The organism is Taklimakanibacter deserti, assembly GCA_003574785.1.
The window spans coordinates 166065-192229 of the sequence record QORU01000007.1 but is presented as its reverse complement, the minus strand read 5'-3'; the positions used below and the strand labels follow the sequence as shown (position 1 = coordinate 192229).

Genomic DNA, 26165 nt, shown 5'->3' with positions numbered 1-26165 from the left:
ACCCAGCCTGCTCGGATAGCTGAACGAAATTCTACCCCCTTTGGCTCTGTGTCGGGTCTTGCGCCACCGCGCCATGCCGTGCGGAAGCGGAACGTCGTCTGCTCGCAGGCTCTGCGCTTCGCCGGGGAAGCTTCGCCGTCGCGAGCGCGTTCACCGCCGGTGCGTTGAGCGCTTCCCCGTCAGGCGCGAAATGCGAGCCATGGCAGGGGCAATCCCAGCACTGTTCGAAGGAATTCCATTTGATGAGGCAGCCGACATGGGTGCAGCTCGCCGAGTGGACATGGAGCCTGCCTTTGCGATCACGGCAAACCGCCAGCTTCTCGAGACCATGGCGCAGAATAGCGCCATTGCCGGGTTTGAGGCGTTCCGCCACCGAAATCTGGCCGGGGGTCAAATAGCCGAGCATGTTTTCGGCTACGGCCAGATTGTCTGAGACATAGCGGCCGAGCGCGTCGATCGTCTTGCGCTGCGGGCGATAGACGCCTTGCCATGGCGAAGATTTGCCGCGGATGAAGTCGGCGAGCAATAGCCCCGCCACGACGCCATGGGTCAGGCCTTGCCCGGAATCGCCCGTCGCCAGAAAGGTCCGCTTGCGGCCCGGGCTGCGCCCGATGAAGGCCGTATAGTCGATTGGGTCCAAAATCTGCCCCGACCAGCGATATTTGACGGCTCCCGCTTCCGGAAAACGCCGGCGCATCCACGTCTCGAGCTTGCGGAAGCGGACCTCGGCATTGTCCGCTTCGCCCGTACGATGGTCCTCGCCGCCGACGATGAGCATGTCGCGCCGCGAACCGGGCTGCAGCCTCACATAGTGATAGGGATCCTCCGTGTCCCAATAGAGCGCATCGGCGATCTTTTTCTTGGGGATTTCTGCACCGAGCACGTAGCTCCGATAGGGCATCTGCTTGGTGTGGATCGCAACCTTGGGCTCGATCGGCGAATTGGTGGCGACGACGGCCGTCTTGGCCCTGACCGTCTGACCCGAGGCCGTGGTGAGCGTGACGCCGGTTCGCGTCTCTTCAAGTCTGATCACGGGACTATGTGCATGGATATGGCCGCCGCGGGCTTCGATTCTCTTCAAGAGTGCGTTGAGATATTTGATCGGATGGAAACGGGCTTGCTGGGGAAAACAGAGGCCGCTCGTCGTCTTGAGCCTGGCCAGTTCCTCCTTTGTCGCCCAGCGGACCTCGCTGTAGCCGAGCCGGTGGCAAGCCTCGATCTCGTCCTTCAGGAGCTCGACCTTCTGCCCGCGCGCCAGGCCGAGGATGCCGTCGAGGCGCTTGTAATCGCAAGCGATGCCTTCGCTCTTCACGATGGTCTCGATGCGGTCGACGGCCGCCCGCTGGCTTTGATAGTGCAGCTTGGCAATGCGTTCGCCACGCCGGGCGATCACTTCCTGATAGAGATCGTCACTTTGGAACGTCAGATGGGCGCTGGTGCGCGAGCTCATGCCGCGCGCGATCTGCCCGCGGTCGAGCATGACGACAGCCACCCCCTTGCTCGTGAGCTCATAGGCGAGGGACGTGCCGCAGATGCCGCTGCCGATGATGGCGACCTCCGTGGTGTTGGATTTTTCCAGGGGTGTGGCGCGAAACGGCGCGACTTCCATCCACAAGGAACGCGAGGCCTCCGCCGCGGCATTTATCCTCATGCGAGCTGTGCCTCGATAAGCTGTCGAAGGCTTGAATTGGCGACCAGTTTCAAAGCGGACCTGGCGGATATCCAGCGCCGCCGGCGCTCTTCCTTTTCGGGCCATTTGGCAAGCTCGATCCGAACATGCATCTTGAAAACCCGGATCCGAAAGACGTCGCCCGCAGAGTTTTGGTGGAGATATGAGCCGATCGGAACAGATGACATGCGGCCACGCACACCGGCCTCTTCGAAGGCTTCCCGCCTGGCCGATTCTAAAGGTCCTAAGGAGGGGTCGATCTGTCCCTTGGCCAGTGCCCAGGTCTTCGAGTGCCGCGATGTTACGAGAAGCATTTGGCCGGGCTTCTTGTTCGAGACGACAAGGACACCGACACCCATTTTCGTTTTGTTCTTTGTCCTTGTTCGCTTTGGCCTTGGCAATTTATCCTCCGGAGATAAGCAGCTCTAGATAAGCGCGGCGTTGAATTAAAGTTTCTCCTGATCGTCGATGAGATCTGTTTTGCGCACTGACCGGGCGGCGGTTCCCGGAAATCAAGCCTTCCGGCTCTCGTAGAGGAACTTTCTTGTTCCGTGAAGCATTTAAAGGGAGTCGCTGAGCTGTCCTGGACCCCAAGAATGAGTATCCTGCTTCCCCATTCATCCGAGAAGCTCAAGAGGTTCGCCGAGAGGCTGACCGGCTGGCAGCGTGTTCCGAAGTCCGAAATTCCGCAGCTCATTATTGCCCGAAAGCCGAACCTTTATCGTTTTCGGGACGACGGCATCATTCCAAATCATCCTGAATGGCCGCTTATTTCTTATCGCAGCCCGGTTGCGCTGCCATCCAATGCCGATCCTGCTGCGGTCCTCGAGGATCTTTTCGGCATTAACGGCTGGGGCGACAGCTGGCGCGGCGGAATTTACAGTTATGTGCACTACCATTCGCGCATCCATGAGGTCATCGGGATTGCCCGTGGCAAGGTGAAGGTCCGCTTCGGCGGTAATCGCGGACGTACCTGCTATGGAAAGGCCGGCGACGTATTCGTACTGCCGGCGGGCACCGGTCATCAGTGCTTGGACGCGAGCAAGGACTTTATGGCTGTTGGAGCCTATCCGCCGCGTGGAACCTATGACGAGTGCACCCGCAGCGAGGACTATGCGAAAGCCGTCAAGTCCATCGCTAAGGTCGGCCGCCCGCGAAAAGATCCGGTCTATGGAACGGACGGACCGCTCGCCGATGCGTGGACATAAGTGCCGGTTCTTTTATCTGACGCATCTTGGGGCATGTTCGGAGGCGCCTTCACAACCTATGTCCGGTTGGAACCCCAAGGTCGGCCCGCCAATTCGCGCTCTAAATAAAGAAAAGATCACTTCCTCATCGAGTCGAGACCGGCATCCGCGACCGTCTTCAATTTCTCGGCCCCGGCTCTGACCGCCTCCTTGACGGCTTCGGGCGTCAGATCTTGAGCGACAGCTTCGTCGACGGCCTCGTCGATCGCTGCACCGGCCCTGTCGACGATCCTGTCCGTTGTGCTCGCCACGGTTTCCTTCAGCTTTTCGCCGGTTGATCCCATGATCCGGCTTTCGACGTCGGTCGCGGGAAAGGCGGCTGCCAGTGCGGCACCGACCGCCAGGCCGACGCCCGCCAATGCCAGGGGCTGCCGGTCGAGCAAATCTGCTAACCTGCTCGATGGCGGCGAGGGAAAGTGCCGCTGCAGTTCGCTTTGGTATTTGGGCTCATGGTGTGACGTCTTGAGGCCCTCGACCGCGTCGTCGATCTTGGTGCTCGCGGCTTCCACACCCTGGGACACGGCATCCTGGATGCCGCTGGCGGCCGTTTGCGCCTGGTTTAGGGCCTCGCGTGCCGCATTGGATGCGGTGTCGACCGTAGCGTCGATCGCCCGTTTGGCGCTGCGCGCCATGTCGGATTGCCGGACGGCCGGGCCGGATTGTCCCAGCACGATCCAGGCGAGTCCCAACCCAATGAGGCCCGCCGCAACGGGATTCTCGCGCACGGCGTTGTTCAAATTGTCAATGAGCTGTGTGGATCTCATGTGGCGATATCCTTGGCGGCTGCGATGTCCCGCTTGATTTGCTGCAGTGTGACGCTTGGCTTGAGGTTGTTCGGTCGAAGGTATTTCATCCCCGAAAAAGCGCAGATTGCGCCGATCACGGCTCCCAGCAGGGCGGAAATGAGCATCGACAGGGCGAGGGACATGCCCGTGGCGTCCCTGAGCCAGAGCGCAAGGGCGAGGAGAAGCAGCGTTATGACGGGAATCAGAAATATGGCGGTGGCGGCCAGATACGTCACGCCCCTGCCGATATCGGAGACTTTTTCGGAGAGCTCGGCCTGGGCCAGCTGGACTTCGGTCTGCAGCAGGTCGCCGAGCTGTTCGACGCCCCGGCCAAGCAATCTTGAAAGCGAACGTGATCGATCAACGAGGGACATGGAACGGCGCTCCTTTCAGCAGCTCACTGCCCGGCTTGTCTGCCATTCTGGCCGGATCTGGGGGCGGTCGTTTTGAAGAGCCGCACCGCGGCAAAGCCCAGAAACAAGGCGCCGCCGAAGAAGATGGCCGGCTGGCGGCGGGCAAAATCCTGCATCTCGTGGACGGCGTCCTGCACGTTCTTTGTCCGGACGGCATCGGCTACCGTGTCGATTTGCTGCGCCGCCTGGTGGATATAGCGCGAGGCTTGCGGGACCTCCCTCTCGAAGACGTCAGCCGCTTGATGGACGAGACCGGCCATGCTCTGCAGATAGTCGGCCCCTGTGGCGCGCTGTTCGTTCAAGGCCTTCTCGATCTTCTTTCCGGTATCGCCCGCGATCGTTTTCGCTTTTTCTCCGACTTTGGCCGCCTGTTCGCGGACGGCGCTCGTCACCTTCTCTGCCGATTCTGACGCCGCGGCCTTCATTTCATCTCCCACTGACTGAGCTCCGGCCTGGTCGGCTTGCGGCAGACCCTCGTCTCTTTCAAAACCTTGCATTCTCGTCTCCATCGCGTTTACTTCCAGTTTCAGCCTTCGAGGTCTTCCCGCCGAGTGCGGCATCAACGGCCCGATCCGCAACCGAGGCGACCTTGTCCGCGACGGTATCGACGGCTTGATCCAAGGCTTTAGGCGTGAGGCCGGCACCACGCGCGGCGACGGAAATATCGTCGACGACCCTGCTTGCCTCCGCCTTGGCCCCCTGGACCGCTTCATCCGTGGCTTTCCGCGCGGTGTCCTTCAAGACTTCGCCGCCCTTGCCGAGAACGCGTTCTTCGATCCTCGATGCGGGGAGGGAGGCGGCAATGAAGCCGCCGACGGCCAGCGCCACGCCCCCGACGATCAACGGGTTGCGCTCGACCAGGCTCGCGAGGCTGTCGCCCGTGTTCTTGGCCGCTTGCGCCGTAGTGGCCGCAAAGTCTTGTGTCTTGCACTCGACGCCCGCAGCCGCGGAACTGGCCATCCCGACCAGGCTTTTCGCCGCATGGGCGCCCTTGGACGCAATCGTACCTTGCGCTTCCTTCAGACCGGCACGAAGCCTTCCGCCCAGCCCTTCCTCACTCCTGTCTTGATCTTCATCTTCAGCCAGGCTCGTCGGTGCTGCCGTGTTTTTGCCATTTCCTTTGCGGACGAGGATAAGGCCGGCGCCGATCAAGGCGAGGGGGACTGGAACTTTTCTGAGCAGGCCGAGAAGCGGATAGGTGACTACGGCTCCAATGGCCAGGGCTTCGAGAGGCCGGTTAGTCACGCTCTCGCGCACGGAGCGAACGAGGTTCGCTTGCTTTTTCTTGGCATAGGCGCGCGCTTCGTCTTTCAGGTGCTCTGGAGAAAAGGTCGTCTTGATGTCGTCGCTGGTTTCCGAAAGGGCTTCGTTGAACTGGCCTATTGTCTCTTTAAGACGCGCCCTGGAGTTTTCGGCCTTGAGCCGCAGTGAGCCGACTGAAGATGAGGAAGAGCTGTCCATGTTTTCTCCCGTGGAGTTTTCTGATCGAACACGCGCAGGGGCATATGGTTCCTATTCAGGCTCATTGAGGACTTGCTTGCGATGTAACAACCGATGAGAAACTTTCCGAGTCGCAGAGCAGGGCGGTGATGGACGCCGCCCAGTGACGGTGCGCCATCTGATTGTGGTGTTGGACGCCATATGAACATCGGATCGACGATCTGCGCGCTGTCACAGCCGCGACACCTCAGCCGGCCATTTGCGACAGTTGCAGGCGGGCGATGCTTTGGATGGCGGTTCGCGGGACAGGAGCTAGGCCGGATCGACCATCGAAAATTTGAAGATCTGGGGCCTCGTGGCATAGGTATAAAGGACGTCGAAGTCTCGAACGCCGATCTTGCCGAGGAAGAGAATTCTGGCGCGCAGCCTTGAAAGACCCGCTTCGTCGGCGATTTCGAGATCGCGGCTGACTTCCTCGAGCACCGCGTCGAACAACATGAGCTCGATCTTGTCAAAAGGAGGATCGTTCATGGCATCAAACCGGACCGCCCTCATCCCTTTTTGATCAAAAGGCTCACGCGCTCGCCTTTCTTCACCGGCGGCGCATGCGGCAGGCGCTCGACCGAGAAGCACACCTCCATTTTCCCGTCGATGACGATCTTCTTGCCGATGAGGTGGGCAAAGTCCTCCGTATCCCGATCAAGCTCGACGGTCACCAGGACGCCGAGCTTTTTGGCCCTGAAGCGATCGATCGTGACGAATCTCGGGCGGGGTGGCTTTCGTTTATGAGCGGAGTGCGCTGCCTTCACGGCGACAGTTTCCGCGTTCCCGAAACCGGGTACAAATCTGGTCACCTTGGCCTTGACGGTCTGGCTTGCTGCGCTCGCTTCCTTGTCTAAGAGGTGCTTGGTCATGCGTCGATAACTAGGCCGAGCCTTTCCGGTTCCTGCCACAGTCCGCAGGTGGTGACGTGGTCGATTCGATGCATCCATTCTGTACGCTAACGTACAGGGGGCCCCTGGTCGCCTATGTGCCGTGCGGACGGGCTCTCGACCCGTCAATCACCCCAGGGCGGTCGGATCTGCTGGCGACACTGAACAGCCGGGATGCCGCCTACTGGGACGCTGGCTTTTTTGAGTGGCTGGATTGCCGGTTGGTGTAGGAAGCATTGCCAAGCCCCGTACCGATCGTGAGGACCGCCCAGTGACGGCGCTCCGTCATGAAAGGTAGCTCACTCAGGCCTTGGACCACGGCATCATTGTGCATCACCACCAGGGTTTCGGTCTGGTCGATCTTTGGCACCCCTTCACGGATCAGCCGGGGCAGGTTGAAACGGTTGCTTTCCCAGTTCCCGGGAAGGTTCTGTGCGCCTTTCGCAATGCTTCCGTCTTCTTCGATGAACCCGGGACAGCCGATGCCGATGATGGGCGCGAGCGACAGCTTGTTTTTCTCGCTCCAGCTTACGAGGTCATTCAGCATATCCGTCAGTCTTTCAATGGCGTCGTCGCGCTTTATCTTTTCCTCGCTATGTCGCCAGATTTCGGATTTGGCCACGCGCGCGCCCTTGAGGCTTGGTGACTTGTCGAGATTGAGCTCGATAAGGCCGGCGCGGATATTCGTGCCCCCGACATCGACCGCCAGGATGCCGTCATGGCCCTTGAGCATCCAGGCTGGCAGAAGATGCGCCGCGCCGAGTAGACCTGCTTCGTCCGGATCGTTGCGGATCATCTCGATGTCGACCTTGATCTCATCGGCCTTGAGCAGCAAAGCGGCGCGGGCAATGGCGACTTCGCCTATGCGGCTGCCGCGAAAGCCGCCGCCGACAACAATGCATTCCGTTTCGCGCCATTGCTTGATCCGCATGAACCGCTTTATGACCGACGCCAGTTGCTGCGCAAAATCCTCGACCGCACTTTGCACCAGGGCTACTTCTTCCGAATCGCCGTCGAAAAGCATTTCAGCCAGTTTCTTCTTGCTGATCTCTTCCGTGGCCTTGTCGCCCAGCGGGTCATCGGCCGATTCACGCAGTGGCTTGCGCCACTTTTCAACGAAATCCCAGAACGCACTCTTGCTGGCTTTATCGCCTATGAAGCCCTCATCGTCTTTAAGCTCGAGATTGTAGCTGTTCACGGTCACGCTCGGGAGCACCTCGGCTCCATGGGCCGGCAAATCGGCGCGCGGTGGTGTCTTGTCCTTTGGCATGCTGGGCTTCCTGACCGATATCTTGTTGGATGCGTATGGAATTGGGGTGGTCCGACAATTCGAAGCCGGCAGGCTTGACGCGAACTTTTGCTTGCTGCGTCACGCGCCGTATCAGCGACTATTGACCGGTTTGTGCCTTGTCTCATGCAAGAGCGCCTCGGCCCGCAAGCCGATCTCCTCCACCGAATAGGGTTTTGTATAGATCGTGCCTTCGGCGCCAAGCGGCAGCAGGGAAGAGGATTCATCTGTGGCGCCGGACACGATGATGAGCTTGATATGTGGATGGTTCTCGCGCACCCACAGCGCGAGGCCTATTCCGTCGTGCCACCCCGGCATCTGAATGTCGGTCACGATCAAGTCGACATTCGACTTCTTGATGAGTTCGATCGCCCGCTCGCCGGAGTCGGCCTCGAGGACTTCAAATCCCTCCTTGTCGAGATGATCGGCCAAGGCCAGCCTAATGGCCGGTTCGTCCTCGACGACTAATATCTTATAGTGCTTTCTCATGGCCGTCCTCGTTTGCTTTCTTTAAGTAAGGCCTATGCTTTTTGTTCCATAGGTCGCGACGGTCCTGTCAGGTGAAGCAGCCGATCTGTACGAAACCGTACGCCGTCTCACATCTCGCCTGGTGGGGGAGGGCCAAAAGCCGTTATCTCAAGCCTTGGAACCATGTGGCGAAGAATTGGAGCGCACGAACCGCGGGACAGGCACCCGATGAACATAAGGCCCCGCCGGTGCTGGTCCGGCGAGGCTTTGTGGCGGAGGGATCCGACGCCCTTTCGGGACGATTGTCCTGACTGCCGATCCGAGGACGCAACGGGTTGGTCATCCCCTTGGTTTCAAAATGCACCATGATTGCGAGCGTCTTGGCAGATCGTCCGCCCTCCGGAGACCGGGAGTCGCACCCTACCGAAGCCAGCTTGATTTGAGATTCTTCATTGCCATGATCGCTTGGGACGCTCCTTGTTCCGCGGCTTCTCGTCAGCGTCCGCCTGGCGAGGGGAGGGGATCTATCACACCTTGGTCAACGAGCTATGGCGAGGACTGAGATCGACCTAGCGCCCGAGCCGCACCTCGCCCGTCTTGTCGCGATATTCCTTCTTGGGATCGAAGCCGAGCAGGATCTTGATCCCGGCGACGAGGCTCGAGGCATCGACCCAGACTTCGGCGCGCTCGGGTTCGAAGCGCAAAAGCGCCAGCTTCGGATCGTCCTTGCCCTTCTCGAACCAGGCCGCGACATAAGGGTTCCACAGGCGGTCGATGGCGTCCCGGTCCATATCGAGCATGAGCGTGCCGTGGATCGCGGCGAAGAGATCATGCGATTTGGAGGCGAAAGTCGCGAAGGCCGGCCGCTCGGTCTTGAGCTTCTGCGCGATCTCGGTGTCCTTGGCGGTGAAGAACCAGATGGGTCCCTGCTCGTCACCTTCGATCTGCGCGGTCATCGGCCTGGCATCGCCTTCGACATCATCAGTGAGGCCCAGCATGACGGTCATGTCGGACTTGAGCGCCTTCCACAATTTCTCTCTGAGCTCTTTTTCTTTTGCCATGGCCTTCTCCAAAACGCGCCGCACCGAGGACAATTCTTGAATATCGTCTTGGGTTCCCGAGGGCCCGATCCTCACAAAGCATCGAAAAAGTCCTTGGTCGGAGGAGTTGGCTTCGAATTCCCCATTTTTCGGCTTGACTAAGCGGACATTCGCACCAGATTCAGCCGAAATTCTTGGCGCCGGCCCCTTAAAGACGGCAAATCTGACAAGAAGCGAGGCGACGGCGTGTGGATCGATAAAAGGCTGCCGAGGATGCGGCGGCATCCCTGGTACGGTGTCCTCGCCAGTATCGGCTTCATCGCGACGGCGGTCGTCCTCAAGCTGATTTTCCCACAGCTGCCGCCCTTTCTTCCACTCTATCCGGTCGTGCTGCTGAGCGCCTTTGTCGGGGGGCGCAGAGGCGGAATCCTGGCCTGGGCGGTGTGCACGGTCCTCGCCGCCTATTATTTCAAGACGTCCGGCGATGACAGCTATCCGGGAATATGGGGCAACTTGGCCGTGCTTGGCTTCGCGGCGGTTTGCGCGCTCATCGTCTTCATTGTCGACCTTCTCGACAATGCGGTGCAGCGACTGCAGCATGAAAGGAACCGGCTCAAGCTCGCCCTCGAGGCGGCCAACCTCGCGACATGGGAGCTGCACGCGGACGGCAAGCTGCATTGGGACGACAGCTTCTTCCGGATGCTCGGCCTTGATCCCGCCAAGGATCCACCCGCGACCGAGCGGTTTCTCGCCATGGTGCATCCCGACGACCGCGCGCGGATGCTCGAGGCGCGCAATCTCATGGATCAGGGGACCCGCCCGGCGCCGCGCGACGAATACCGGCTCAGGCGACCCGACGGACAGATGATCTGGCTTGAAAACTACCGCGCCGAGGTGAAGGACGGCAGCCGTCATTTCATCGGCATTACCCAGAACATCACCAGCCGCAAGCGGGACGAGAGGCGGATCGAGTCGCTGATGCGCGAGCTCGCCCATCGGGTGAAGAACCAGTATGCCGTCATCCTGGCGATGGTCCGCGAAACCGGCAAGCAGGCTGCCGGTCCGGCGGAATTCGAGCGCTTGGTGCAAGAGCGCATCGCCGCTTTGTCGCGCTCGCATGATCTTCTGATCCATGGCGAATGGGAATCGGTCGACCTGCGCCAGCTGCTGATCGCCCATGTGGAGGCCTTCGGCTTGTCCGATCGCCTTGATGTTTCGGGACCTGTCGTGTCGCTGACCGCGACCGCTGCGCAATATCTCGGCATGGCGTTCCACGAGCTGTGTACCAATGCCGCCAAGCATGGCGCCTTCTCGCAGCCGCAAGGACGCGTCGGCGTTGAATGGAGCATTGCGTCGATCGATTCCGAGCCGGTATTCACTCTTGCCTGGCGGGAAAGCGGCGGTCCCAAGAGCGAAGAGCCCGATGCGCATGGCTTCGGATGGAAAGTCTTGCGGAGATTGACGCCCGCGGCCCTCTCCGGTCATGCCAAGACCGCCTTCACACCGCTTGGCCTGACCTGGACGATCGAGGCTCCTGCGCGCCAGGTGGTGAGCCAGGAGGGGGCGGCGTTGGAGTAAGGCCCATCTGACCGGAACGCCATGTTCCCCATGCTTCATTCGCAAAGCCCCCGCTCAGGAGTCGCTCAAGCCGGGGAGAGCCTCGCCGGCCATCCGATCCGCGGCGGGGCTTTCACTGGGTTGCCCGTCCAGGTTGCTGTGGAGACCAGCCGGGAGAGGTTGATGCTGGAGCATGATCCGGAAGCGCGTGCCGTCCATGCGCCGCCGTCTATCGGCTTTCCGGAAAATCATGGGCAAAGAAGGTGAAGCGCGAAAGCGACTCGATCTGAAGCCATTGCGCTTAGCCCCTTTGGCGCTTGTCCTGTTCTTTTGGGGGAAGATCGGCCCAATCAGCCTCGCTCAGCGGCGTCGTCGCCGAGGTGCGGTCATTGGCTTCGTCTGCCTCTCTCTTGAACTCTCCGCCTTTCAGATAGGGTGAGGTTTCATCCGTGCCCCGTTTAGGTGGTTTCGGTCTGCTGGCCATTGCTTTCATCCATATTGTCTTTTGCGAAGGCCGCGGCCTTCAGCGTCTCCCACTTCGTCCCATGGGTTTCGACGAGACTCTCGGCATATTCCCGAGTCACGCCTTTCTGTACCAAAGCGTCGATAGCGGCTTTTTCATCTTCACTGTCGGTCGGTGAGGTCATGCGAGCGGGGACCTGACCTGCAGGGACGGGCGATCTGTCGAGCTCATCATCGCCGTGGCTCGCATCATTGGCCGAGGCCGTTTGGGGTCCGATCGGCGTGTCGTCTTCGTTCGGCTCGGCAAGCCGCTCTTGCTCGTGTTTGCGTGCCAGCCTTTGCGCTTCCAGCGGGTTGGGCGGTCGACCGGTGCGCGGGTCGCGCGTGGCGTCATAGGGTTCTTTTTCCCTGCTCACGGGGGTCAGGCCCTCGGCGCCCGACCTTCCCGGCGAATTCTGGTCACTATTCGTCATTTTGTCTCCTTGTTCATCGCTGATAGGCCTGGTCCTGATCCTTCTTCGTCGCATCGAAGCAGCCGCGCAGGTCGCTTTCTGACAACCCTGCCAGGCGGTTCAGAGTGTCCCTGGTCGAATTGAGGAGGCGGTCTTCGATGAGGCTGAGGGGCGTATCCTTTTCGACGATGACTGAAGACGTGACGGACACGGCGCTCACATAGGTATCGTTGACATACTCGGTGATTTCCACGGTTCCCTCGATCACGCCCTGTCCGCCATCGAGACTGTTGGACATCGTCGCGATGGCGATTTCATATGTCGTGACCGTTTCCGGGGCTGTGCTACTTTCCTCGACCGGCGCCGTATCGACGGGATCGGCCGGCGTCATCCGGGTGAGCCCGACTGTGCGCTGCGCTTCGAGCTCCTCGATGCCGGCCTCGACATCTGTTGACGGCTCTGGGTTGAGTCGCATTTGCACCTCCAAAAAAGGGGCCCGCCGCAGGGGCGGGCTGACACGCATGGGCTAGGCAGCTTCCTGGCGGGCTGCCATGGGGTTCACCGTTTCGGCGAGTCCGTTCAGCTTCTCATCGGCCGCCTTTTCTTCTTCCAGGCTTTCGGCCAGAAGATCCGCCGCATCGGACATATCGAGCTGCTTTGCCCAGGCGATAAGGGCGCCATAGCGGGCGATTTCGTAATGCTCGACCGCCTGCGCGCTGGCAATCAGGCCGGCGTCCATGACACCGTCGTCCTCGGCCTCTTCCATCACATGGTCGCCTTCCGCCGACAGGCCTTCCAGCGCTTCGCACTTCTTGGCGCGGGGAGTTTTGTCGAGCATGTCGAAGACCTGCTCGATGCGTTGGACCTGGCCCTGGGTCTCTTCCGCATGCGAAGTGAAGGCTTCGGTCAGCTCTTCGGACGTCGCCTTTTTGGCCATTTTGGGCAGGATCTTGGTGAGCTTCTTTTCTGCGTAGTACATGTCGCGCAGGGTATCTTCGAAAAGGGCATCGAGTGAGTTCATCGGCATGGCGGTTCTCCTATTCTGGGTTGAGAGGATGGTGAACTACCGTCGCGGTCGAAATGTTCCTTTTGGACGTTGAAGGCCCCACGCAGTTTCCTGCGTGGAGCCCGGAGACGTGCCACGGCCAAGTGGACACCTCGAGCAATGACGAGCGAGAACTTTGGTTCCTGAGGCATCCTCCGAGTTGGAGGGCACCACGGCCGTGATCGCCTGTCGTGCCGGGGCGTGAAGCTCAGCGCTAGTGAACGAGCTGACCATGGCATCTTGACGCCAATGGTGACGTAGGAGTTTCGGAATAGCTATGATGAGACGGCGCCGTGGCTGGTCCTGCTGACGAACGGAGATCCGGCCAGCTCAAAACGCCACAGGACGTCTTGTGCTCGATTGATTCCGATTCGTTTGCTGGCGACGACTGGAATGTCCCGCTCCCGTGGCGTGAGCAAAAGCGGCCAACGATTGAGCGGAAGGCCGTCATGGGACTTGCTTATGCCGAGCGCTTGGCCGACGCGGCCTGGACCGGCGCACAACGTGCGAAGCTGGCACTGGCCGCGTCGCTTTTCCATGGCGCCGATGCCGGCCGTCGGCTCGAGCGCGCGTAGGAGGACCGCCGCGCCGCGCCCGGCCTCACGACAGACAAAGTTCAGACACCAATGCAACCCATATGATCGGTATACATATATATGGGCGGGATCGCCGAACATGGCGGCGTTCCGCGCCGACGGGCCTTTATAGCTGTGCGAGGCGGGGTCAGCTTCGTCGTAAGCCTCGGTCTCGACAATCCGACCGCCGACCCCGTCCACAAAGAAAAAAGCTCCGATCAGCTTTTCGGCCACGTGCTCGGGCGCCTGTGTGAAGTCAATTTCCGTGCCGTGGATCGCCATGGCGATCAGTTTTGTTCACTCGGCCGGGTCCGGAGGCCCTTGGCCTCGAGATAGATCGGATCGAAGCCGGCCGCTTCCTTCAGAGCAGCGAGATCCGGTATCGCGATCCGCCGGCCGGCGGTGACGATCAGATTGGCTCGCCGCAAGACCTGGAGCATCCGGTTGACATGCACGGCGGAAAGGCCAAAGGCGTCTCCAAGTTCTTCCGGGTTGATGGGCTGGTCGAAGCCGTTGTCTTCGACCAGCCCGACGAAGCGGAGCCTCACATGCATCTCGCACAGCAGATGCGCGATCTGGCCCCACTATTCATCGCGCCTCGACGAGAGATAGCCCATTTCGGCGCACCAGTCCCGCAATGCGTGGCACATGACCTGTGGCCGGCTCATATCGGGCGCCTCCTCGGCGATATACCGGTCGAACGCTTTCACCAATGTCGGTGGAACCAGGATGGTTGCCCAGCCTGTCTTAGTGTCATCCGGCTCGTGAACGCCTGTCATTGTGCTCGCCTATCCAATCCCCTTTCGAGGGGCGCCCGTTCACCCGTTGGTCTCGTGCGTCCCTTCGATCCGCAGGGATCCTCCGAGACCAGCATCGCGGCGCGGCGGGCAAAAGCCACGAAGACTGACCTGGCCACGTCTGGATCGATCTTCCCATCGACCGCGGCCTTGCATGCGTTCACTGCTGCCTTATGCGCCGTCTCGAAGGTGGTCAGCCGGATGTCTGCAAGGAGCTGGTGGGCCTCGATTGCGCTTTCGATCCTCCTCGGGAAGCCCAGGCCGACCAGCACCGTAACCGGTTCCTCAAATCGGGTGCTCTTCATGTCCTCCTCCTGAAATGCAACAAGCTCCATCCGCCATAGGCCGGGAGGCTCGTCGGGGGTTTATCTAGTTCGCCCGCGGGCCTCTTCAAGGGTGGGTTTTTGCGAGCCCTGGCCGCGACGGGGCTAGGGTAGGCCGATGACCGGCCTGGACCGAACTGGCGGAAGTTTCCGCATATCCGGTACACCAATCACCCTCGCCGGCTTGAGTGAACCGAGACACGAGGCTCACTGCGCGAATCCACGCCGCCGGGCGGCGGTTGCTGGAACTGGTTGCCGGATTCTCTATTGATTCTTGGCCTATGCCACTAAGGAGGCCTCGCAATGGTGACGCAGAAGACAACGGAAAGAGGATGGGATTTCGTGACAGCCTTGCTGTCGCCGGTGCTGGTTGCGGCTCTTGACCGCTACATTCGCGAGGAAGCTCCCCACAGCAATCGATCGGATGCCCTGCGAGAAGCCTTTACCGAATGGTGCGTAGACCGCGGCTATATCAACCGAAACGACATCGATCCCACCTTGAGTTGATGCCCGACGGCTTTTCCAGATCACTTCTGAATAGATTCTGTCACTTGGGCTTGTCAGGCTCCGGACCAGGGGGCTGCGGCAATGGATCATGCGGCGGAACGGGGGCCGGTTGTGGGTCCGGAGTACCGGGCTGCGGGGGTGAAGGAATGGTTGCCATGCTTGTATAACGCCGCGTCCCGGGCGCCTGTTCCCCAGTACTGATGGGACTTCCAACCTTGCCGGCGGCTTGGCGGCGGTGGTTACCGACAAGGTCACTCGGCGGCGATGGGTGGCACGTTCAGTTCCGGGTAGACCGTCGCCCTGTTCCCGATCGCAATGCCTGCAGTGTCACCCAGGAGTTGTCGAGACTGGGTGATCAGTTTTCGCGATGCCGCCGCCATCGCACGAGAGGTCGCCGCAAAATCCCGCATTGAATGGAGAGTTGTGAGGCAAACGGCCTGGAGGTCAGTCAGGCCTTCTTCCGCTTCTTCGATGCGATCGGGTGAGTTGAGGGGCATAGCTGTGCTCCATGATCGAGGCGGGAACACATCGGAACTCTCAGCCGTTAACGCTGGTTGCGGTAAATGCACGTGCTGACGATATGTGGCGGATATGCCTCGCGGGGGGGGGGGGGCTCCAAGCACTTTATTTTCGGCCAGTCCGGAACCTTCGGGCCGGCAGTGGTCGAGCCATGCTTTGCCACACCTCCGGCGGACCAAGGCAAAGGCACCTGGCACCGGTATGGGTGACGCCAACGGGCAAAAAATTTTCGGCCCGGGTCTTGAAGGTGGATAAGCCCAAACTAGATCAAACTCGCCGGGTCGCAGGGGTATTTAGATCCGGTGCGGGCATCGGCGTATATCCCGATGCGCTGCCCGTACCCATGTTGCTCAAATGGAGGATGTGGCTATCCTCGTGGTACACCGAGCTGTATCTTGATAAATCGCCGAAGGCTCGGATTCGCGACCAGTTTCAACACGGATCTGCTGGAGGCCCAGCGCCTTTGGCGCTCCTTTTTTTCTGGCCATCTGGAAAGCTCCCTCCGGATGTGCATCTTGAAGACCCGCACCCGAAATATACCGCCGCTTGATTTGCGATGGCTATAAGAGCCGATAGGCATGGTGGTCATGCGGCCCAGCACGCCGGCTTCTTCAAAGGCCTCTCTTCTGGCGGACTGGGCAAGCCCCAGAATCCGATCGACATGGCCTTTCGGCAACGTCCAGCTCTTGGAGCGCCGCGATGTCACAAGAAGAATCTTACCGGGCTTTCTCGTCGAGACAACTAAGACTCCGACGGCGGCCTTCGCTTTAGGTTCGGTCGCTCTGCTTTTTGGCCTTGGCAACTGACAACTCCAGGAAAAGGACCGGCCTTAGACAAGAAGCAGCGTGAGCTAAAGTTTCTCGCTTGATTGATCCCAACTTCCAATCCGGTCGATGGGCTGGTGCAGTTTCGATGCCGGCATCTGGAGATTAGGGCCGCTCGATAAAGAGCATGTACAGAGCGAGCGACATAATGAAAATTCCGGCCATCCGCTGTTGCCACAGCTGGGCTTGCGGATGGCGCCTGACCCAATCGCCGACCAGACCAGCCGCCAGAGCGTAAGTACTGAGCACGACAGCGCCCGACACCTTCTGGGTCCCCCCCAGAATGAGCAGTTCGAGGACGGGACGGCTTGCGCGCGGATCGAGGAACTGGGGCAAAACCGCAACCATGAAGGTCATCGGCCAGGGATTGAGAAGGGTCGCTATCATCCCTTCCTTGACCGCCGCGAAAGGCGATTGCACCAATGGGCTTTGAATCGTCCAATCGGCCACAGGAGCCACTAATAGCCGGAAGCCAAGCCAAAGCAGGTAAGCGGCGCCCAGCCATTGCAAGCAACGAAAAGCCCAGGGCGAATTGGTAAGCAAGCCCGATAATCCGAGCGCAAGAAGAGGCAATTGTACGAGCCCTGCGCCGAGGGTCATCCCGAGCGTGGTTAAGAGAGCAGTGCGCGGCCCTTGCCCGATCCCACGCGCGACCACGAGCATGCTGTCGGGGCCAGGCGGCAGCTGCATGATGAAGACCGTCCCAAGGAATGCCAGCCATGATAAGAAGCTGATAATGACCTCTTCTGTTCCGTTCCGCGGTCTCGCCTTACACGTAGTTTTTCGGTCGCGAACTGTTCGATGCTTAACCAAGGATGCTCTTCGTGGTTCCTAAGCGTCGCCAATAGGAACCTTCTGCTCCCACCATTGATTAAGAGACGTCGCCCCAATCAAGTTGGCTTTGGCGACAAATGAGGCCCCGAATCGGCAGTATTTGTGGGCCTCCTTCGAATATGAACCCGAACGAGGAGACCCCTTCCAATGGCAAAAGCCGAAGAGCGCTTGATGGAGTGGTTGCGTGATGCCCATGCTGCTGAGGAGCAGGCTGAAACAATGCTGTCGAGCTTTGCAGATCGCCTTGAGCACTATCCCGAGCTGAAAGACCGCGTCACCCGGCACGTAAAAGAAACACAACGCCAGGCCGAAGAGATCAAGAAATGCATCGAGCGGCGTAATGGCAGCACCTCCGCGTTCAAAGTAGCGGGCGCCAAGGCTATCGGTCTTGGCCAAGCTCTCAGCGGAATCTTTGTCGGCGACGAGGTTATGAAAGGCGCTCTGGCAAGCCGCGCCTTCGAAGCCATGGAAATCACCTCCTACACAATCCTGGTCAAGACGGCCCAACAGGTCGGCGATACTGAAACCGCCACCGTCTGCGGCCAGATTCTGCGCGAGGAGGAAGCGATGGCCAAATGGCTCGATGAACACATTGAAAGCCTCACTGCAAACTATCTCCAGCGAGAAGAGGCTGGCGTGACCGCGAAACACTAGCAGGTGGAGATCGGTCGATGGACAACGACCGTGAAGAAAAAATCAGGATGCGCGCGCATGAAATCTGGAAGAGCGAGGGCGAACCCTTCGGCTTGGACCGAGAGCATTGGGACCGTGCCCGCGAGGAATTGGAGGCGGCGCAGAAGAATGCGGCTTCGGAAGAGGAAGCCCACGCGGTGCCCGCTGCATATGACCCAAAAGACAAGCTCGTGCCGGCTGAAGAAGACTGATGGTGGAACCCCGGTTGTACTTGTGGATTGTGAGGTTGTCCTAGGCAGGATGCTCCGAAAAGTCCCACGCGTCGCGGCTGTCGCGTAGGACTTTTCGTATAGTGCAGATCTATCGGCCTGCCTGAAGGTTCCATCAGTTTGCGGCTCGAACTTGGCTAGCCCCTAGCGGCCCGCCCTTTGCAACGCCTCTTCCAGCCTGCGCTCCAATTTCTGCCAGCGCGTCTCCTCTTGTTGTGCACGGCGGTCTACCGCGGCACGTTTCTTTTCGATCGCCGCGGTCTTTTTGACGTGTTCGCGGCGCGCTTTGTCGAGGGCTGATTTGGCCTTCTCCAACGCGGCATTTCGCCGGGAGCGAAGTTTCGCAGCGGTTGCCGCTTCCTTTTGGCGCTTCAATTCGCGCCGGCGCTCCTCTTTCTTATATGCGGCGGCCGCCTTTCGCTCTGCCTTCTCATCGACCTTAGCCGCGGCCTCACGCTCTGCCACTTCGGCAGCGTCGCGCTTTGCCTTCTCGATTGCCTTTGGTGATTTTGGCGCCGGGGCTTTCTTGCGCGGGAGCTCGGTCTTCCTGAAATGCTCCGAGAGCGATTCAGCGGTCGGCAGCTCGGCACGCTCTTGGAAGCCCTTGTTCGATCCGACCGGCCTCCGCAGGACCACTCCCGGATTTGCCATTGCGGCGGCGATGACTTGCCGGTCGTCGGATTGCTTGGCAAAACCCTGCTGAAACAGATTGCTTTCGCTCGCACCCCATGCTTTGAGTGCCGCTTTCATCGTAGGCGCTGCGATGGCGAGATCATAGAAGCCGAGTGATGTCTGATAGACCTTCAGTTTCCGTGGCATGCGAGCCCTATGTCCTGCAGTTCGCCAAGCGTCGCCTCATCTTGCGGACGGGATGTTATCCGACTTAAGTCCCCCGGAACATCGGTACAATCACATTGTCGATCAGGTTCCAGCGCGGCTCGTTCCCGCGCCGTGGGACGCCCTTCACCCAGTAACCGAGCGCGCCTTCGCGCACGCCGCTGCCCGCCTCGAACTGGAGCCACAGATTGACATAGCGCAGCATATCGGCGGAGGCGGGCGGCATCAGATAGGTGAACAGCAGTGGAGCGCCGGTGTCGGCGGGCACCACGGCCGTGTAGCCGGACCGCGCTTGCGTCCACGCCACCGCCTGATCCTCGGTCCATAGCGCCGCATCGACCTCCGTCCGTGCGGGCAGCTCGTCATAGGAGGCAAGTTCGACGATCCGCGCCTTCGGAAACAGCGATTGCACCAACGGCCCCAGAACCGGGTCGCGGAACACGGCGAGGGTCAGACCGGTCGTCTGTGCCACCGCCTCGTAAGATCGGAACTGCGAGGCGCGAGCCGACGGCACGATCAGCGCGAGCGGGTTGGCCAGGTAGAAGTCCGAGACGCCGAGCCGGCGCAGCCGGTCCGGCGTCGCATAGGCGCCGGCCATGACGATATCGTAGCGGCCCGCGATGAGGTCTTCTTCGACGCTTGCCCAGTCGATCGGCACCAGATCGAGCGCCACGCGCAGGTCACGGGCCAGGCGGTAGGCCGCCGCGACATCATAACCGACGAGATCGCCGGCGCCGTTGAAATAGCTGAAGGGTACGATGTCCCGGCCATAGCCGACGCGTAGGCGGCCGCGGCGTTTGATCCCGTCGAACGTGGCCGCCCCATCGAGTGAGGCTAGATCCGCCGGGCGCTCGCGCAGGACGGTGGCATCGACTTGGCGCACAAGGTCGCGATCGAGCGTTCGGGCCATGATGGCGACGTCGCTGGGTGCGGGAAACAGCTTGTCGGCATAAAGCCGCCCGCCCAGCGCCAAGGTGCCGAACACGGCCACCGTCATTGCCGCGGCCCCGAGCACCAGACGGAGCCGCAGCCGAGCCTTGCCGAAATAAATCAGGGTAGCGGCGAAGGTGACGAAGGCGAAGCCCATCACCGATAGAGCCACCTGACCGTAGCGGGTGATGGTCATGGTCTCGACATAGAGATTGACGGTGCTCGAGGGCAAATGCAGCCACTGCGCGAGAAAGGCGACCGCGTCCACCGAGGCGCTGGGCGAGCCGATGCCGGACAGCAGTGTCATGAAAGGCAGCACCAGCCACTGCGCGGTGTCCAGTGTCACGCGCTGGTGATAGGCGGCGAAGATCAAGAACAGGGCGACGAAATAGTTGCCCAGCTGGCTCAGCACATAGGCGACGGACAGGCTCGCCTTTATGACATCTCCGGATTCCTCGCTTTCCACCCCTTCCCGCCGGCACAATTCTTCCGCCGCCTTCTGGATGAAGGGCAGGGCGGCGACCGAGAGCGTCGTCACCAGCGCCAGGATGAGGGCCGGCCGCAGCTCGGCCAGGATCTCGCCGTAGCTCTGCGGCAGGAGCCGCGATAGCAGCCACGGAAGGATGATGAAGCCCAGCACGACGGTCCCGAACAGGAAGAGGGCGATATAGACGGCAAGGCTTCCGGCTGCGGCGGCATTCACCGTGCCGGCTGTCGCGGCGAAGAGCGCGAAGACGCCGACTGGCGCGAAATAGACGATCCAGTTCCAGATGACGACGCTGGCCTTGCGCAGCGCCTCCATGGATTCGAGCAGTGTCGCCTTCTGTGGGAGCTCCTGAATGGCGATGGCGTACAACAGCGCGAAGACGACGATGGCGGGTACGAAATTGCGGTCGAGCGCCACGGCGATGTTTGCCGGTATCACCAGGTCGAGGATGCCGGAGAGCGCGCCGTCCGAGCCCGGCAAGAGCACGGCCGGCGGAGGCGCGGCTGGAATGAACGCGCCGAGCAGGAAGATGGCGAGGAAGGTCAGGAGCCACAGCGCCCCATACACGCCCCAGCTGGCCTTCAGCAGTCTTGCTGCTCTGGCTCTCGGCAATCCGCCGAGGCCGACGAGCAGCGAACAGACCAGATACGGAAAGACGGCAATCTCCAGCATCTTGGAATAGGCAAGTCCGATCGGTTCCAAGATGCCTGCCTTGTCCCCGATGGTGATGCCGGTTATCGTGCCGATGACCGCACTCGCCAGGATATAGATCGGCAGTCTGGATTGCTTGACGTCCGGCATCGGCGGCCCCCCACCACGAGTCACGTGCGCAGTATGACACAGCGAATTTGGTATGGTCGAATGAAGCTGATTCGCAACTGCGAGGATCGTCCGTAAGAAATGCGGTCTGTGCGCTTATGTTGCGGAACGAGGCCAGGTGGCATTGTCTACCGGTGGCCTCGAAATATTTTTTTTCGGTCACGGGACCGATGGCCTCCACAAGGACGACCCGCCTCCGAAGCTTCGCCTCGGGGCGGGTTCTGGAGTGTGATGACGATCCGCAGGGGACTGGGGAGCAGTGCGGAACGATGAAAAAACGTATGGCACGGCGAAAAGTTCCGACCGGATGGAACTTTTGTCATCTCTGTGCTATTGTCCCGGCATCGTCAGCACGTGCATTCACTGCAACCGGGCTCTGACGGCTGAGAGTTTCCATGTGCTCCCGCCTTGATCGTGGAGCACAATATGCCCCCCAACTCGCACCAGCTTATCCAAGAGACCGGCCAGCAACTGGCGGACTTGCAGGCCGTTTCCCTCAAAATCATCCTGCAAATGCGGCTTTCTGCGACAACCACGCGCGCCATGCTAGTCGAGTCTCGCAGACTGATCGTCGAGTCTCGTCAGCTTCTGGCCGGCAGTTCTGGGATTGCAAGCGGCTACAAGGCAACGGTTGACACAGCACAGCGCGAACCGAGCGGCTCGCCGCCGGGACTGCCGCATTTTCACGGTCGCCCGGCCGCGCTTGGGCATTATAGGGACCTCGAAAAAGCTCATGCAGAAGAGCTGAAAGCATGAAAGCCCCGGAGGCGTCCAAGGGCTTTCATGGGCGCCAGTCACTACCGGGGGTCTTTGGTCGGGCGCCGTTGCGAGTTAAGCCCAGAATGATCGCAGGCCATAGCACCAGCCGGTGATTAATTTGTCGCCAGCTCATCAGAGCGTCGGCAGCCTGTCGCGTGCGTCCGGCAACCGCTCCATCTCTCCGGCATGCTCTTCGCACTCGGCGTCTGGCTCGCCCAAAGCAATTTGCAGTTGCTCCGTATTCTCGCCGGCTGCGTGCAAATCTGCGATTCTCAAAATTTCAGCAACCCTCAGGCGTGCACACTCATCTACCGCGTTGCGGTTTCGGCGCCACCTTTCTGGGACGGCATTCACCAACTGATCGCTTCACGCGAGCTATCTTCTGGGAGGAGGTCCGCCGGCAAATCGTGACCGACGGGCCTCTAGTCAGCGGCCAAGTGGCCACTTAAGGCCGCTGATTTTCTGTATGTGGGTTACCGGCGGACGCCGCGAGCAATTGTGCGCTACCGTACCGAGATGATCGCAGAGACCGTGCTACTTAAAGACTCTAAGATCCCCTTCGCTGTTGGGAGATCGAAAGCTTTAAACCCTTCAGTTAACCGAAGCCGGTCCCAGGACTACTCGAGTCACCCCGCCATCGTCATGGCCGTAGCCAAGGCAATGGCTCCGGAACTCATCGTTGCCACCGCCAGACCGGACAGGATCCAGAGCAGGAACCGCCGGTCTGGTTGCATCGTCATGATTGCGCGAGACCGTTTCATATCGGCGCGCGGCCGACAATGCGGCCCGAGCGAGAATTGAACAGGATGCGATAGCTGTCACCTTGCAGGCGGCCGACATAGGTATAAGTGCCGCCATTGCATTCGATCACGCGCACGCGGTTGAAGCGTTCGGCGACGATGGCCCGGCCTGCGCCGCAGCTGTAGCGTCCCCGACCGACGGTGTACACTTCCCAATAGGGTTGCGGATACCACCAGCCGTTATAGAAATAGATGTAGATCCCGCTCTTGCTCTTGCGGCGTTGATGCTTGCCGGGCACATACCTCCAATCGCTGCGGCTTGCGCCCTTTTTTCGGACGTCCACATCGACATCGACGTCCGTGCTCTGCTGGACCTTCTTCTTGCGCGGCATCTGGCCGTCCTGCATGTCGTCCTGGTCGGTCGAGCCCTGGATGCGCTTTTTGCGCGTTGGCGTCTGGCCGGTGTGGTCGTCCGTATTCTGATCATACTTCTTACGGCCTTGCTCGCCCTGCATGTCGGGCTTCGGGCAGTTTTCGCCGACGCAGGGCTGACCGTCCTGGGCAAAGGCCGAGGGCGACGAGATGGCGACGCCGGCGACGAGAAGCAGCGACGCAAGCGCGGTGCTAGTAAGAGTGGCTCTCATGGGACTCCTCCATTGGTGAAGGAAGTAACTCGACTTGCCGTTATTGGTTCCCTCGAGTAAATGCGGGTGATGTTGACTGGATGTTCAGTTCCCGGATGATCAATTAAGGGTTCCCCCGATAGAACCTTGATGGGTCATTTCGCTCACAGAAGTCCTGTCGCGTCTCGTCAGGCCCCTCCCAGCTGATTGCAGAATCCGACGGCCATGGGCCGTGGAGTTGGCGTAGGCTGCTTCCGGTCTTTGTCGCTGAACCTGTTGTGAATGGGGGCCCGGCGTGCTGTCGTCATGGTGGGTTTGGCCTGTCTCAAGGGCGGTGGATAATCAGCAGCGGGGGGAGCCGGTATAGCGAGCTTTGAGCTGCTTCACCCTCGGGTCGTCAATGTCGGTTCCGCTGATGATGGCCCAAGAGACTCCCCAGCGCTGGTTAGTCCTAGCCTTTTCGAGATACGTTTGCCGGGATATGAAGCACCATGCCAGACTTTGAAGTCCTCAGCGTTTCGAGCGAGGCCGACCCGGAGGATGGTTGCCTGATCCTGTTGCTTGGCGGCCAGCTGGACGGAACGCCCGGCAGCTGCCAGTTCAAGGTCGAAGGTGTCCGGGCGAAGGTTACCCGAGCCCCCGATCGTGACGTCCTGGCTTACAATGCCGTTGTAGGCGATCAGCCGTTGAACAGGATCAAGCAGCATCTGCTGGTAGAAGTCTCACCCGATGGCAGTACCATGAGATGGACGATTGAGACCGACGGCGGCGAGCAAACTCTCGTTATGTCGCTGGAGGTCGCGCGAAAATTTCTTCGCCACATGGAAGCCGCGATTGGACTGCCGCCAGCCGAGCATTAGGCAAGCGACTACTCCGAATTATGCCGTGATCGCGTCATTTCGAAACAGCTTTTTTGCGGCTTGATATTGTTGCGCCGAAGCAATTGGTAGATCATTGACGCAGCACTCCGCTCCTGTCGCCAGGTATGCGGATGCGGGGAGCCCGTCGCGGTGTATCGCCGTCCCCCGTGGCGGGTTCCTTCTCAAAGGAACTCTGCGGAACTGATTGAGCGTTTAATCATTATCTTGTTGTTCGATCCTACTTGGACATCTCCCTCAACTGGCTCGTGCTGTTTCTGATAGCGCGGGCTTTTTCTGCAGGGCGTCCGATTATTGCAGTGTACTCAACAGCCGTGGTGCTGGGACGGGAACCTATGGCTCTTACAACTAAAAAGCGGCTTCTTGATTATTTGGATGGAGCCCGAAGGGACGCTGCGAAGGCTGACGAGCAGATTGAACGGCAACAAGCCTTGATCGACGATCTGCAAGCTAGTGGCGCCGAAACCATCAATGCCATGACAGCGATGAAGGCGTTGGAGGCGAACGCGATTTACACTATTCCCGCATGGAGATGATTTTGAATCAGCTTGAGCTGGATAAATAGCTGGAGGACCCACAGGACCGACCGTCCGTTCGATCCTGCAGGCCCTCTGTCGTGCCGCCTGCCGGCGGCTCCAGACCATCGCGGTATGGCCAGAACGTGCGGTCGAAATTTTTAGTTCCTGACGCTGCCCCCACAAAAATTTTCTGATACGCGTTGCCGGTTCTCGGAACCGCTCGACACTCACCACGTTCCAAATTGATCCAGGGGGCATCAACGGAAAAAGGACAGACCCATGCGTATCCTGCCTTCTCTTTTTATCGCGTCCTCACTGGCATTCGGCGCCCCGTTGGCCTTAGCTGACGACATAGTCATTGCCCCGGAGATCGGCGTGCAGTTCCATGACGAGGTGAAGGTCAAGAAATACAAATCCCATAAGTGGGATGGCGACGTAAAAGTCGGCGTCGTGGTGCCGGCAGAAGTCGAAGTCTACGATGTCCCTGAGACGGTCGTTGTGAAGACCCCGAAGCTGAAGGGGCACAAGTATGTGTACCTGAATGACCGGGTCTACGTGGTCGACAGCAGCCGGAAGGTGGTTGCGGTCGTCAACTAGCCGCCCGACAGATCTGTCGGCGATACGTGTAAAGGCGGGCGGCCTGCTTCCGCTTCAGAGCACTTCAAGGCAGAAGTGAGTTAGCCGCTTTCCTAATGCGACGTCGGCGAAGTGCGCGGAGCCCGCCATCCTTCAGCACGGTGGCGGGCTCCGCTTTTGAATGTGCTAAGCTGTAGTGTGTTGAGGTTCGCCCGCCTGCGGCCCATTGGGGTCCTGCATGGAACACATCCTATGTTAAGTTGGCGTCCTGAAAGCTGTCGTAGCCTCCTGGCCAACAGGAGGCTCATGCAAGACAGAAAAAAGCCGCGCGCCCAGAAGGGTAACAAAATGGTCCGCCTCCTAACCCAGGCGGAACGCGCCCGGAAATTAGCCGCCGAATGTGGTTCATCCTTGGTGGCCGAGCTGTATGAAGTTCATGCCGGTATCTGCGAGCAGAACGCACGGGCGAGGCGACAGAAGCGGCGCGGACTGTGACTGAGGTGAGGCATGCAAAACGCCTTCAATCCGGCCGAAATAGCGCTCTTCTCGAAGGTCGTGGACGAAGCCTGTCTGAAACTTGGCTGTGATGATGCCGAGAGAGCAACGATAGCTGCGCGGATCCTGTCGTTTGCCGCCAAAGGCACGCGCGACTATGAAACCTTATTGGCCGTTGCGACATTTCAGAGGGATGCGCTCCCGCATTAGTGCCCGTTCAAATTTGAGGCAATATCCCTCAACGCAGCCGAGGGTTCCGCGCTGGATACGCTTGCTTGTCATTCTCTTTCTAGTTGGACTGCTGTTTGGCTTCGTTCTCGGCGCAGGAGCTTCTGAAATGGCCAACGAGCAAGAAGCGCGACAAGGCGGCTATCCTCATCGCTGACGCCTTTGCTGGCACGGCTGACATCGAGAAGGCCAAGAA

The 26165-nt window shown here is 60.0% G+C and carries 34 protein-coding genes; 10 read left to right on the top strand and 24 right to left on the bottom strand.

Going from position 1 to position 26165, the window contains the following annotated elements:
* Positions 1–31: 31 nt before the first annotated feature.
* Positions 32–1651, bottom strand: a complete 1620-nt coding sequence (locus DS839_RS16205) for an FAD-dependent oxidoreductase (RefSeq protein WP_368911683.1) — start codon at positions 1649–1651, stop codon at positions 32–34.
* Positions 1648–2028, bottom strand: a complete 381-nt coding sequence (locus tag DS839_RS16200) for an NUDIX hydrolase (protein ID WP_119271484.1) — start codon at positions 2026–2028, stop codon at positions 1648–1650. Before DS839_RS16200 ends, DS839_RS16205 begins: the two co-directional genes overlap by 4 nt.
* Positions 2029–2265: 237 nt before the next feature.
* Here DS839_RS16200 and DS839_RS16195 point away from each other — a divergent pair, with 237 nt between their 5' ends.
* Positions 2266–2877 (top strand): cupin, encoded by a 612-nt coding sequence (locus tag DS839_RS16195; protein ID WP_119271483.1) that lies wholly within the window; start codon positions 2266–2268, stop codon positions 2875–2877.
* A gap of 116 nt (positions 2878–2993) precedes the next feature.
* On the opposite strand, the gene DS839_RS16190 is transcribed toward DS839_RS16195, so the two are convergent.
* The 9 genes from DS839_RS16190 to DS839_RS16150 form a co-directional block, all read right to left on the bottom strand.
* A complete protein-coding gene (locus DS839_RS16190) occupies positions 2994–3680 on the bottom strand; it encodes a hypothetical protein (protein ID WP_119271482.1) in 687 nt (228 codons plus the stop codon).
* Complete coding sequence (locus tag DS839_RS16185; RefSeq protein WP_119271481.1) at positions 3677–4075, bottom strand: phage holin family protein; 399 nt, start codon at positions 4073–4075, stop codon at positions 3677–3679. Before DS839_RS16185 ends, DS839_RS16190 begins: the two co-directional genes overlap by 4 nt.
* A 23-nt stretch (positions 4076–4098) precedes the next feature.
* On the bottom strand, positions 4099–4539 hold the full coding sequence (locus DS839_RS16180; RefSeq protein ID WP_119271480.1) for a hypothetical protein: 441 nt from the start codon (positions 4537–4539) through the stop codon (positions 4099–4101).
* A gap of 58 nt (positions 4540–4597) precedes the next feature.
* Positions 4598–5575, bottom strand: coding sequence for a hypothetical protein (locus DS839_RS16175; RefSeq protein ID WP_119271479.1), 978 nt, complete (start codon positions 5573–5575; stop codon positions 4598–4600).
* Positions 5576–5866: 291 nt separating this feature from the next.
* Entirely contained in the window at positions 5867–6085 is a 219-nt protein-coding gene (locus DS839_RS16170; RefSeq protein WP_162918579.1) for a hypothetical protein, read from the bottom strand.
* Positions 6086–6105: 20 nt separating this feature from the next.
* On the bottom strand, positions 6106–6468 hold the full coding sequence (locus tag DS839_RS16165) for a hypothetical protein (RefSeq protein WP_119271477.1): 363 nt from the start codon (positions 6466–6468) through the stop codon (positions 6106–6108).
* A gap of 199 nt (positions 6469–6667) precedes the next feature.
* Positions 6668–7756: an ROK family protein gene (locus DS839_RS16160; protein ID WP_119271476.1), complete on the bottom strand. Its 1089-nt coding sequence runs from the start codon at positions 7754–7756 to the stop codon at positions 6668–6670.
* Between the two features lie 111 nt (positions 7757–7867).
* Entirely contained in the window at positions 7868–8263 is a 396-nt protein-coding gene (locus DS839_RS16155) for a response regulator transcription factor (RefSeq protein WP_119271475.1), read from the bottom strand.
* Positions 8264–8811: 548 nt separating this feature from the next.
* The gene (locus DS839_RS16150) at positions 8812–9303 is read right to left on the bottom strand and encodes a pyridoxamine 5'-phosphate oxidase family protein (RefSeq protein ID WP_119271474.1); all 492 of its coding nucleotides are present in this window, start codon (positions 9301–9303) and stop codon (positions 8812–8814) included.
* A gap of 252 nt (positions 9304–9555) precedes the next feature.
* On the opposite strand from DS839_RS16150, the gene DS839_RS16145 reads away from it, so the two are divergent.
* Entirely contained in the window at positions 9556–10860 is a 1305-nt protein-coding gene (locus tag DS839_RS16145; RefSeq protein ID WP_162918578.1) for a sensor histidine kinase, read from the top strand.
* Between the two features lie 437 nt (positions 10861–11297).
* Here the strand turns inward: DS839_RS16145 and DS839_RS16135 are convergent, their stop codons facing one another.
* From DS839_RS16135 to DS839_RS16105, 7 genes are all read right to left on the bottom strand, one after another.
* Positions 11298–11774 carry a hypothetical protein gene (locus DS839_RS16135; RefSeq protein WP_119271471.1) on the bottom strand — a complete coding sequence of 159 codons (477 nt, stop codon included), beginning with the start codon at positions 11772–11774 and terminating at the stop codon, positions 11298–11300.
* Between the two features lie 13 nt (positions 11775–11787).
* On the bottom strand, positions 11788–12228 hold the full coding sequence (locus tag DS839_RS16130; RefSeq protein WP_119271470.1) for a hypothetical protein: 441 nt from the start codon (positions 12226–12228) through the stop codon (positions 11788–11790).
* Between the two features lie 51 nt (positions 12229–12279).
* Positions 12280–12780, bottom strand: coding sequence for a YciE/YciF ferroxidase family protein (locus tag DS839_RS16125; protein WP_119271469.1), 501 nt, complete (start codon positions 12778–12780; stop codon positions 12280–12282).
* Between the two features lie 293 nt (positions 12781–13073).
* A complete protein-coding gene (locus tag DS839_RS16120; RefSeq protein WP_119271468.1) occupies positions 13074–13655 on the bottom strand; it encodes a DNA-3-methyladenine glycosylase in 582 nt (193 codons plus the stop codon).
* A 5-nt stretch (positions 13656–13660) separates the two neighbouring features.
* Positions 13661–13939, bottom strand: a complete 279-nt coding sequence (locus DS839_RS16115; RefSeq protein ID WP_368911697.1) for a helix-turn-helix domain-containing protein — start codon at positions 13937–13939, stop codon at positions 13661–13663.
* Positions 13940–13957: 18 nt separating this feature from the next.
* Positions 13958–14152, bottom strand: a complete 195-nt coding sequence (locus tag DS839_RS16110) for a hypothetical protein (RefSeq protein ID WP_119271466.1) — start codon at positions 14150–14152, stop codon at positions 13958–13960.
* A complete protein-coding gene (locus DS839_RS16105; RefSeq protein WP_119271694.1) occupies positions 14149–14475 on the bottom strand; it encodes a DUF982 domain-containing protein in 327 nt (108 codons plus the stop codon). The genes DS839_RS16110 and DS839_RS16105 overlap by 4 nt, the downstream gene beginning before the upstream one ends.
* Positions 14476–14796: 321 nt before the next feature.
* Here DS839_RS16105 and DS839_RS16100 point away from each other — a divergent pair, with 321 nt between their 5' ends.
* Positions 14797–15000: a hypothetical protein gene (locus tag DS839_RS16100; protein ID WP_119271465.1), complete on the top strand. Its 204-nt coding sequence runs from the start codon at positions 14797–14799 to the stop codon at positions 14998–15000.
* 251 nt (positions 15001–15251) lie between these two features.
* Here DS839_RS16100 and DS839_RS16095 read toward each other — a convergent pair whose 3' ends face one another.
* The 3 genes from DS839_RS16095 to DS839_RS16085 all read right to left on the bottom strand — a co-directional run bounded on the left by DS839_RS16095 (position 15252) and on the right by DS839_RS16085 (position 17033).
* Positions 15252–15497 (bottom strand): hypothetical protein, encoded by a 246-nt coding sequence (locus DS839_RS16095; RefSeq protein WP_119271464.1) that lies wholly within the window; start codon positions 15495–15497, stop codon positions 15252–15254.
* Between the two features lie 389 nt (positions 15498–15886).
* Positions 15887–16321 (bottom strand): NUDIX hydrolase, encoded by a 435-nt coding sequence (locus tag DS839_RS16090; RefSeq protein WP_119271463.1) that lies wholly within the window; start codon positions 16319–16321, stop codon positions 15887–15889.
* 127 nt (positions 16322–16448) lie between these two features.
* Positions 16449–17033 carry a LysE family translocator gene (locus DS839_RS16085; RefSeq protein WP_119271462.1) on the bottom strand — a complete coding sequence of 195 codons (585 nt, stop codon included), beginning with the start codon at positions 17031–17033 and terminating at the stop codon, positions 16449–16451.
* A 291-nt stretch (positions 17034–17324) separates the two neighbouring features.
* On the opposite strand from DS839_RS16085, the gene DS839_RS16080 reads away from it, so the two are divergent.
* Both DS839_RS16080 and DS839_RS16075 read left to right on the top strand, forming a co-directional pair.
* Positions 17325–17831, top strand: a complete 507-nt coding sequence (locus tag DS839_RS16080) for a ferritin-like domain-containing protein (RefSeq protein WP_119271461.1) — start codon at positions 17325–17327, stop codon at positions 17829–17831.
* Positions 17832–17848: 17 nt separating this feature from the next.
* A complete protein-coding gene (locus DS839_RS16075) occupies positions 17849–18061 on the top strand; it encodes a DUF2934 domain-containing protein (RefSeq protein ID WP_119271460.1) in 213 nt (70 codons plus the stop codon).
* 162 nt (positions 18062–18223) lie between these two features.
* On the opposite strand, the gene DS839_RS16070 is transcribed toward DS839_RS16075, so the two are convergent.
* Both DS839_RS16070 and DS839_RS16065 read right to left on the bottom strand, forming a co-directional pair.
* Positions 18224–18829 (bottom strand): cell envelope biogenesis protein TolA, encoded by a 606-nt coding sequence (locus tag DS839_RS16070; protein WP_368911682.1) that lies wholly within the window; start codon positions 18827–18829, stop codon positions 18224–18226.
* Between the two features lie 133 nt (positions 18830–18962).
* A complete protein-coding gene (locus tag DS839_RS16065; RefSeq protein WP_119271458.1) occupies positions 18963–21134 on the bottom strand; it encodes a cation:dicarboxylate symporter family transporter in 2172 nt (723 codons plus the stop codon).
* 444 nt (positions 21135–21578) lie between these two features.
* Here DS839_RS16065 and DS839_RS16060 point away from each other — a divergent pair, with 444 nt between their 5' ends.
* Positions 21579–21908, top strand: coding sequence for a hypothetical protein (locus DS839_RS16060; RefSeq protein WP_119271457.1), 330 nt, complete (start codon positions 21579–21581; stop codon positions 21906–21908).
* 760 nt (positions 21909–22668) lie between these two features.
* Here DS839_RS16060 and DS839_RS16055 read toward each other — a convergent pair.
* A complete protein-coding gene (locus DS839_RS16055) occupies positions 22669–23295 on the bottom strand; it encodes a hypothetical protein (RefSeq protein WP_119271456.1) in 627 nt (208 codons plus the stop codon).
* Positions 23296–23765: 470 nt separating this feature from the next.
* On the opposite strand from DS839_RS16055, the gene DS839_RS16050 reads away from it, so the two are divergent.
* The 4 genes from DS839_RS16050 to DS839_RS16035 all read left to right on the top strand — a co-directional run bounded on the left by DS839_RS16050 (position 23766) and on the right by DS839_RS16035 (position 25951).
* Positions 23766–24134 (top strand): hypothetical protein, encoded by a 369-nt coding sequence (locus DS839_RS16050; protein ID WP_119271455.1) that lies wholly within the window; start codon positions 23766–23768, stop codon positions 24132–24134.
* Between the two features lie 242 nt (positions 24135–24376).
* Positions 24377–24688, top strand: coding sequence for a hypothetical protein (locus tag DS839_RS16045; protein ID WP_119271454.1), 312 nt, complete (start codon positions 24377–24379; stop codon positions 24686–24688).
* Positions 24689–24949: 261 nt separating this feature from the next.
* A complete protein-coding gene (locus DS839_RS16040) occupies positions 24950–25267 on the top strand; it encodes a DUF1236 domain-containing protein (protein WP_119271453.1) in 318 nt (105 codons plus the stop codon).
* 486 nt (positions 25268–25753) lie between these two features.
* Positions 25754–25951: a hypothetical protein gene (locus DS839_RS16035; protein WP_119271452.1), complete on the top strand. Its 198-nt coding sequence runs from the start codon at positions 25754–25756 to the stop codon at positions 25949–25951.
* Positions 25952–26165: the final 214 nt, after the last annotated feature.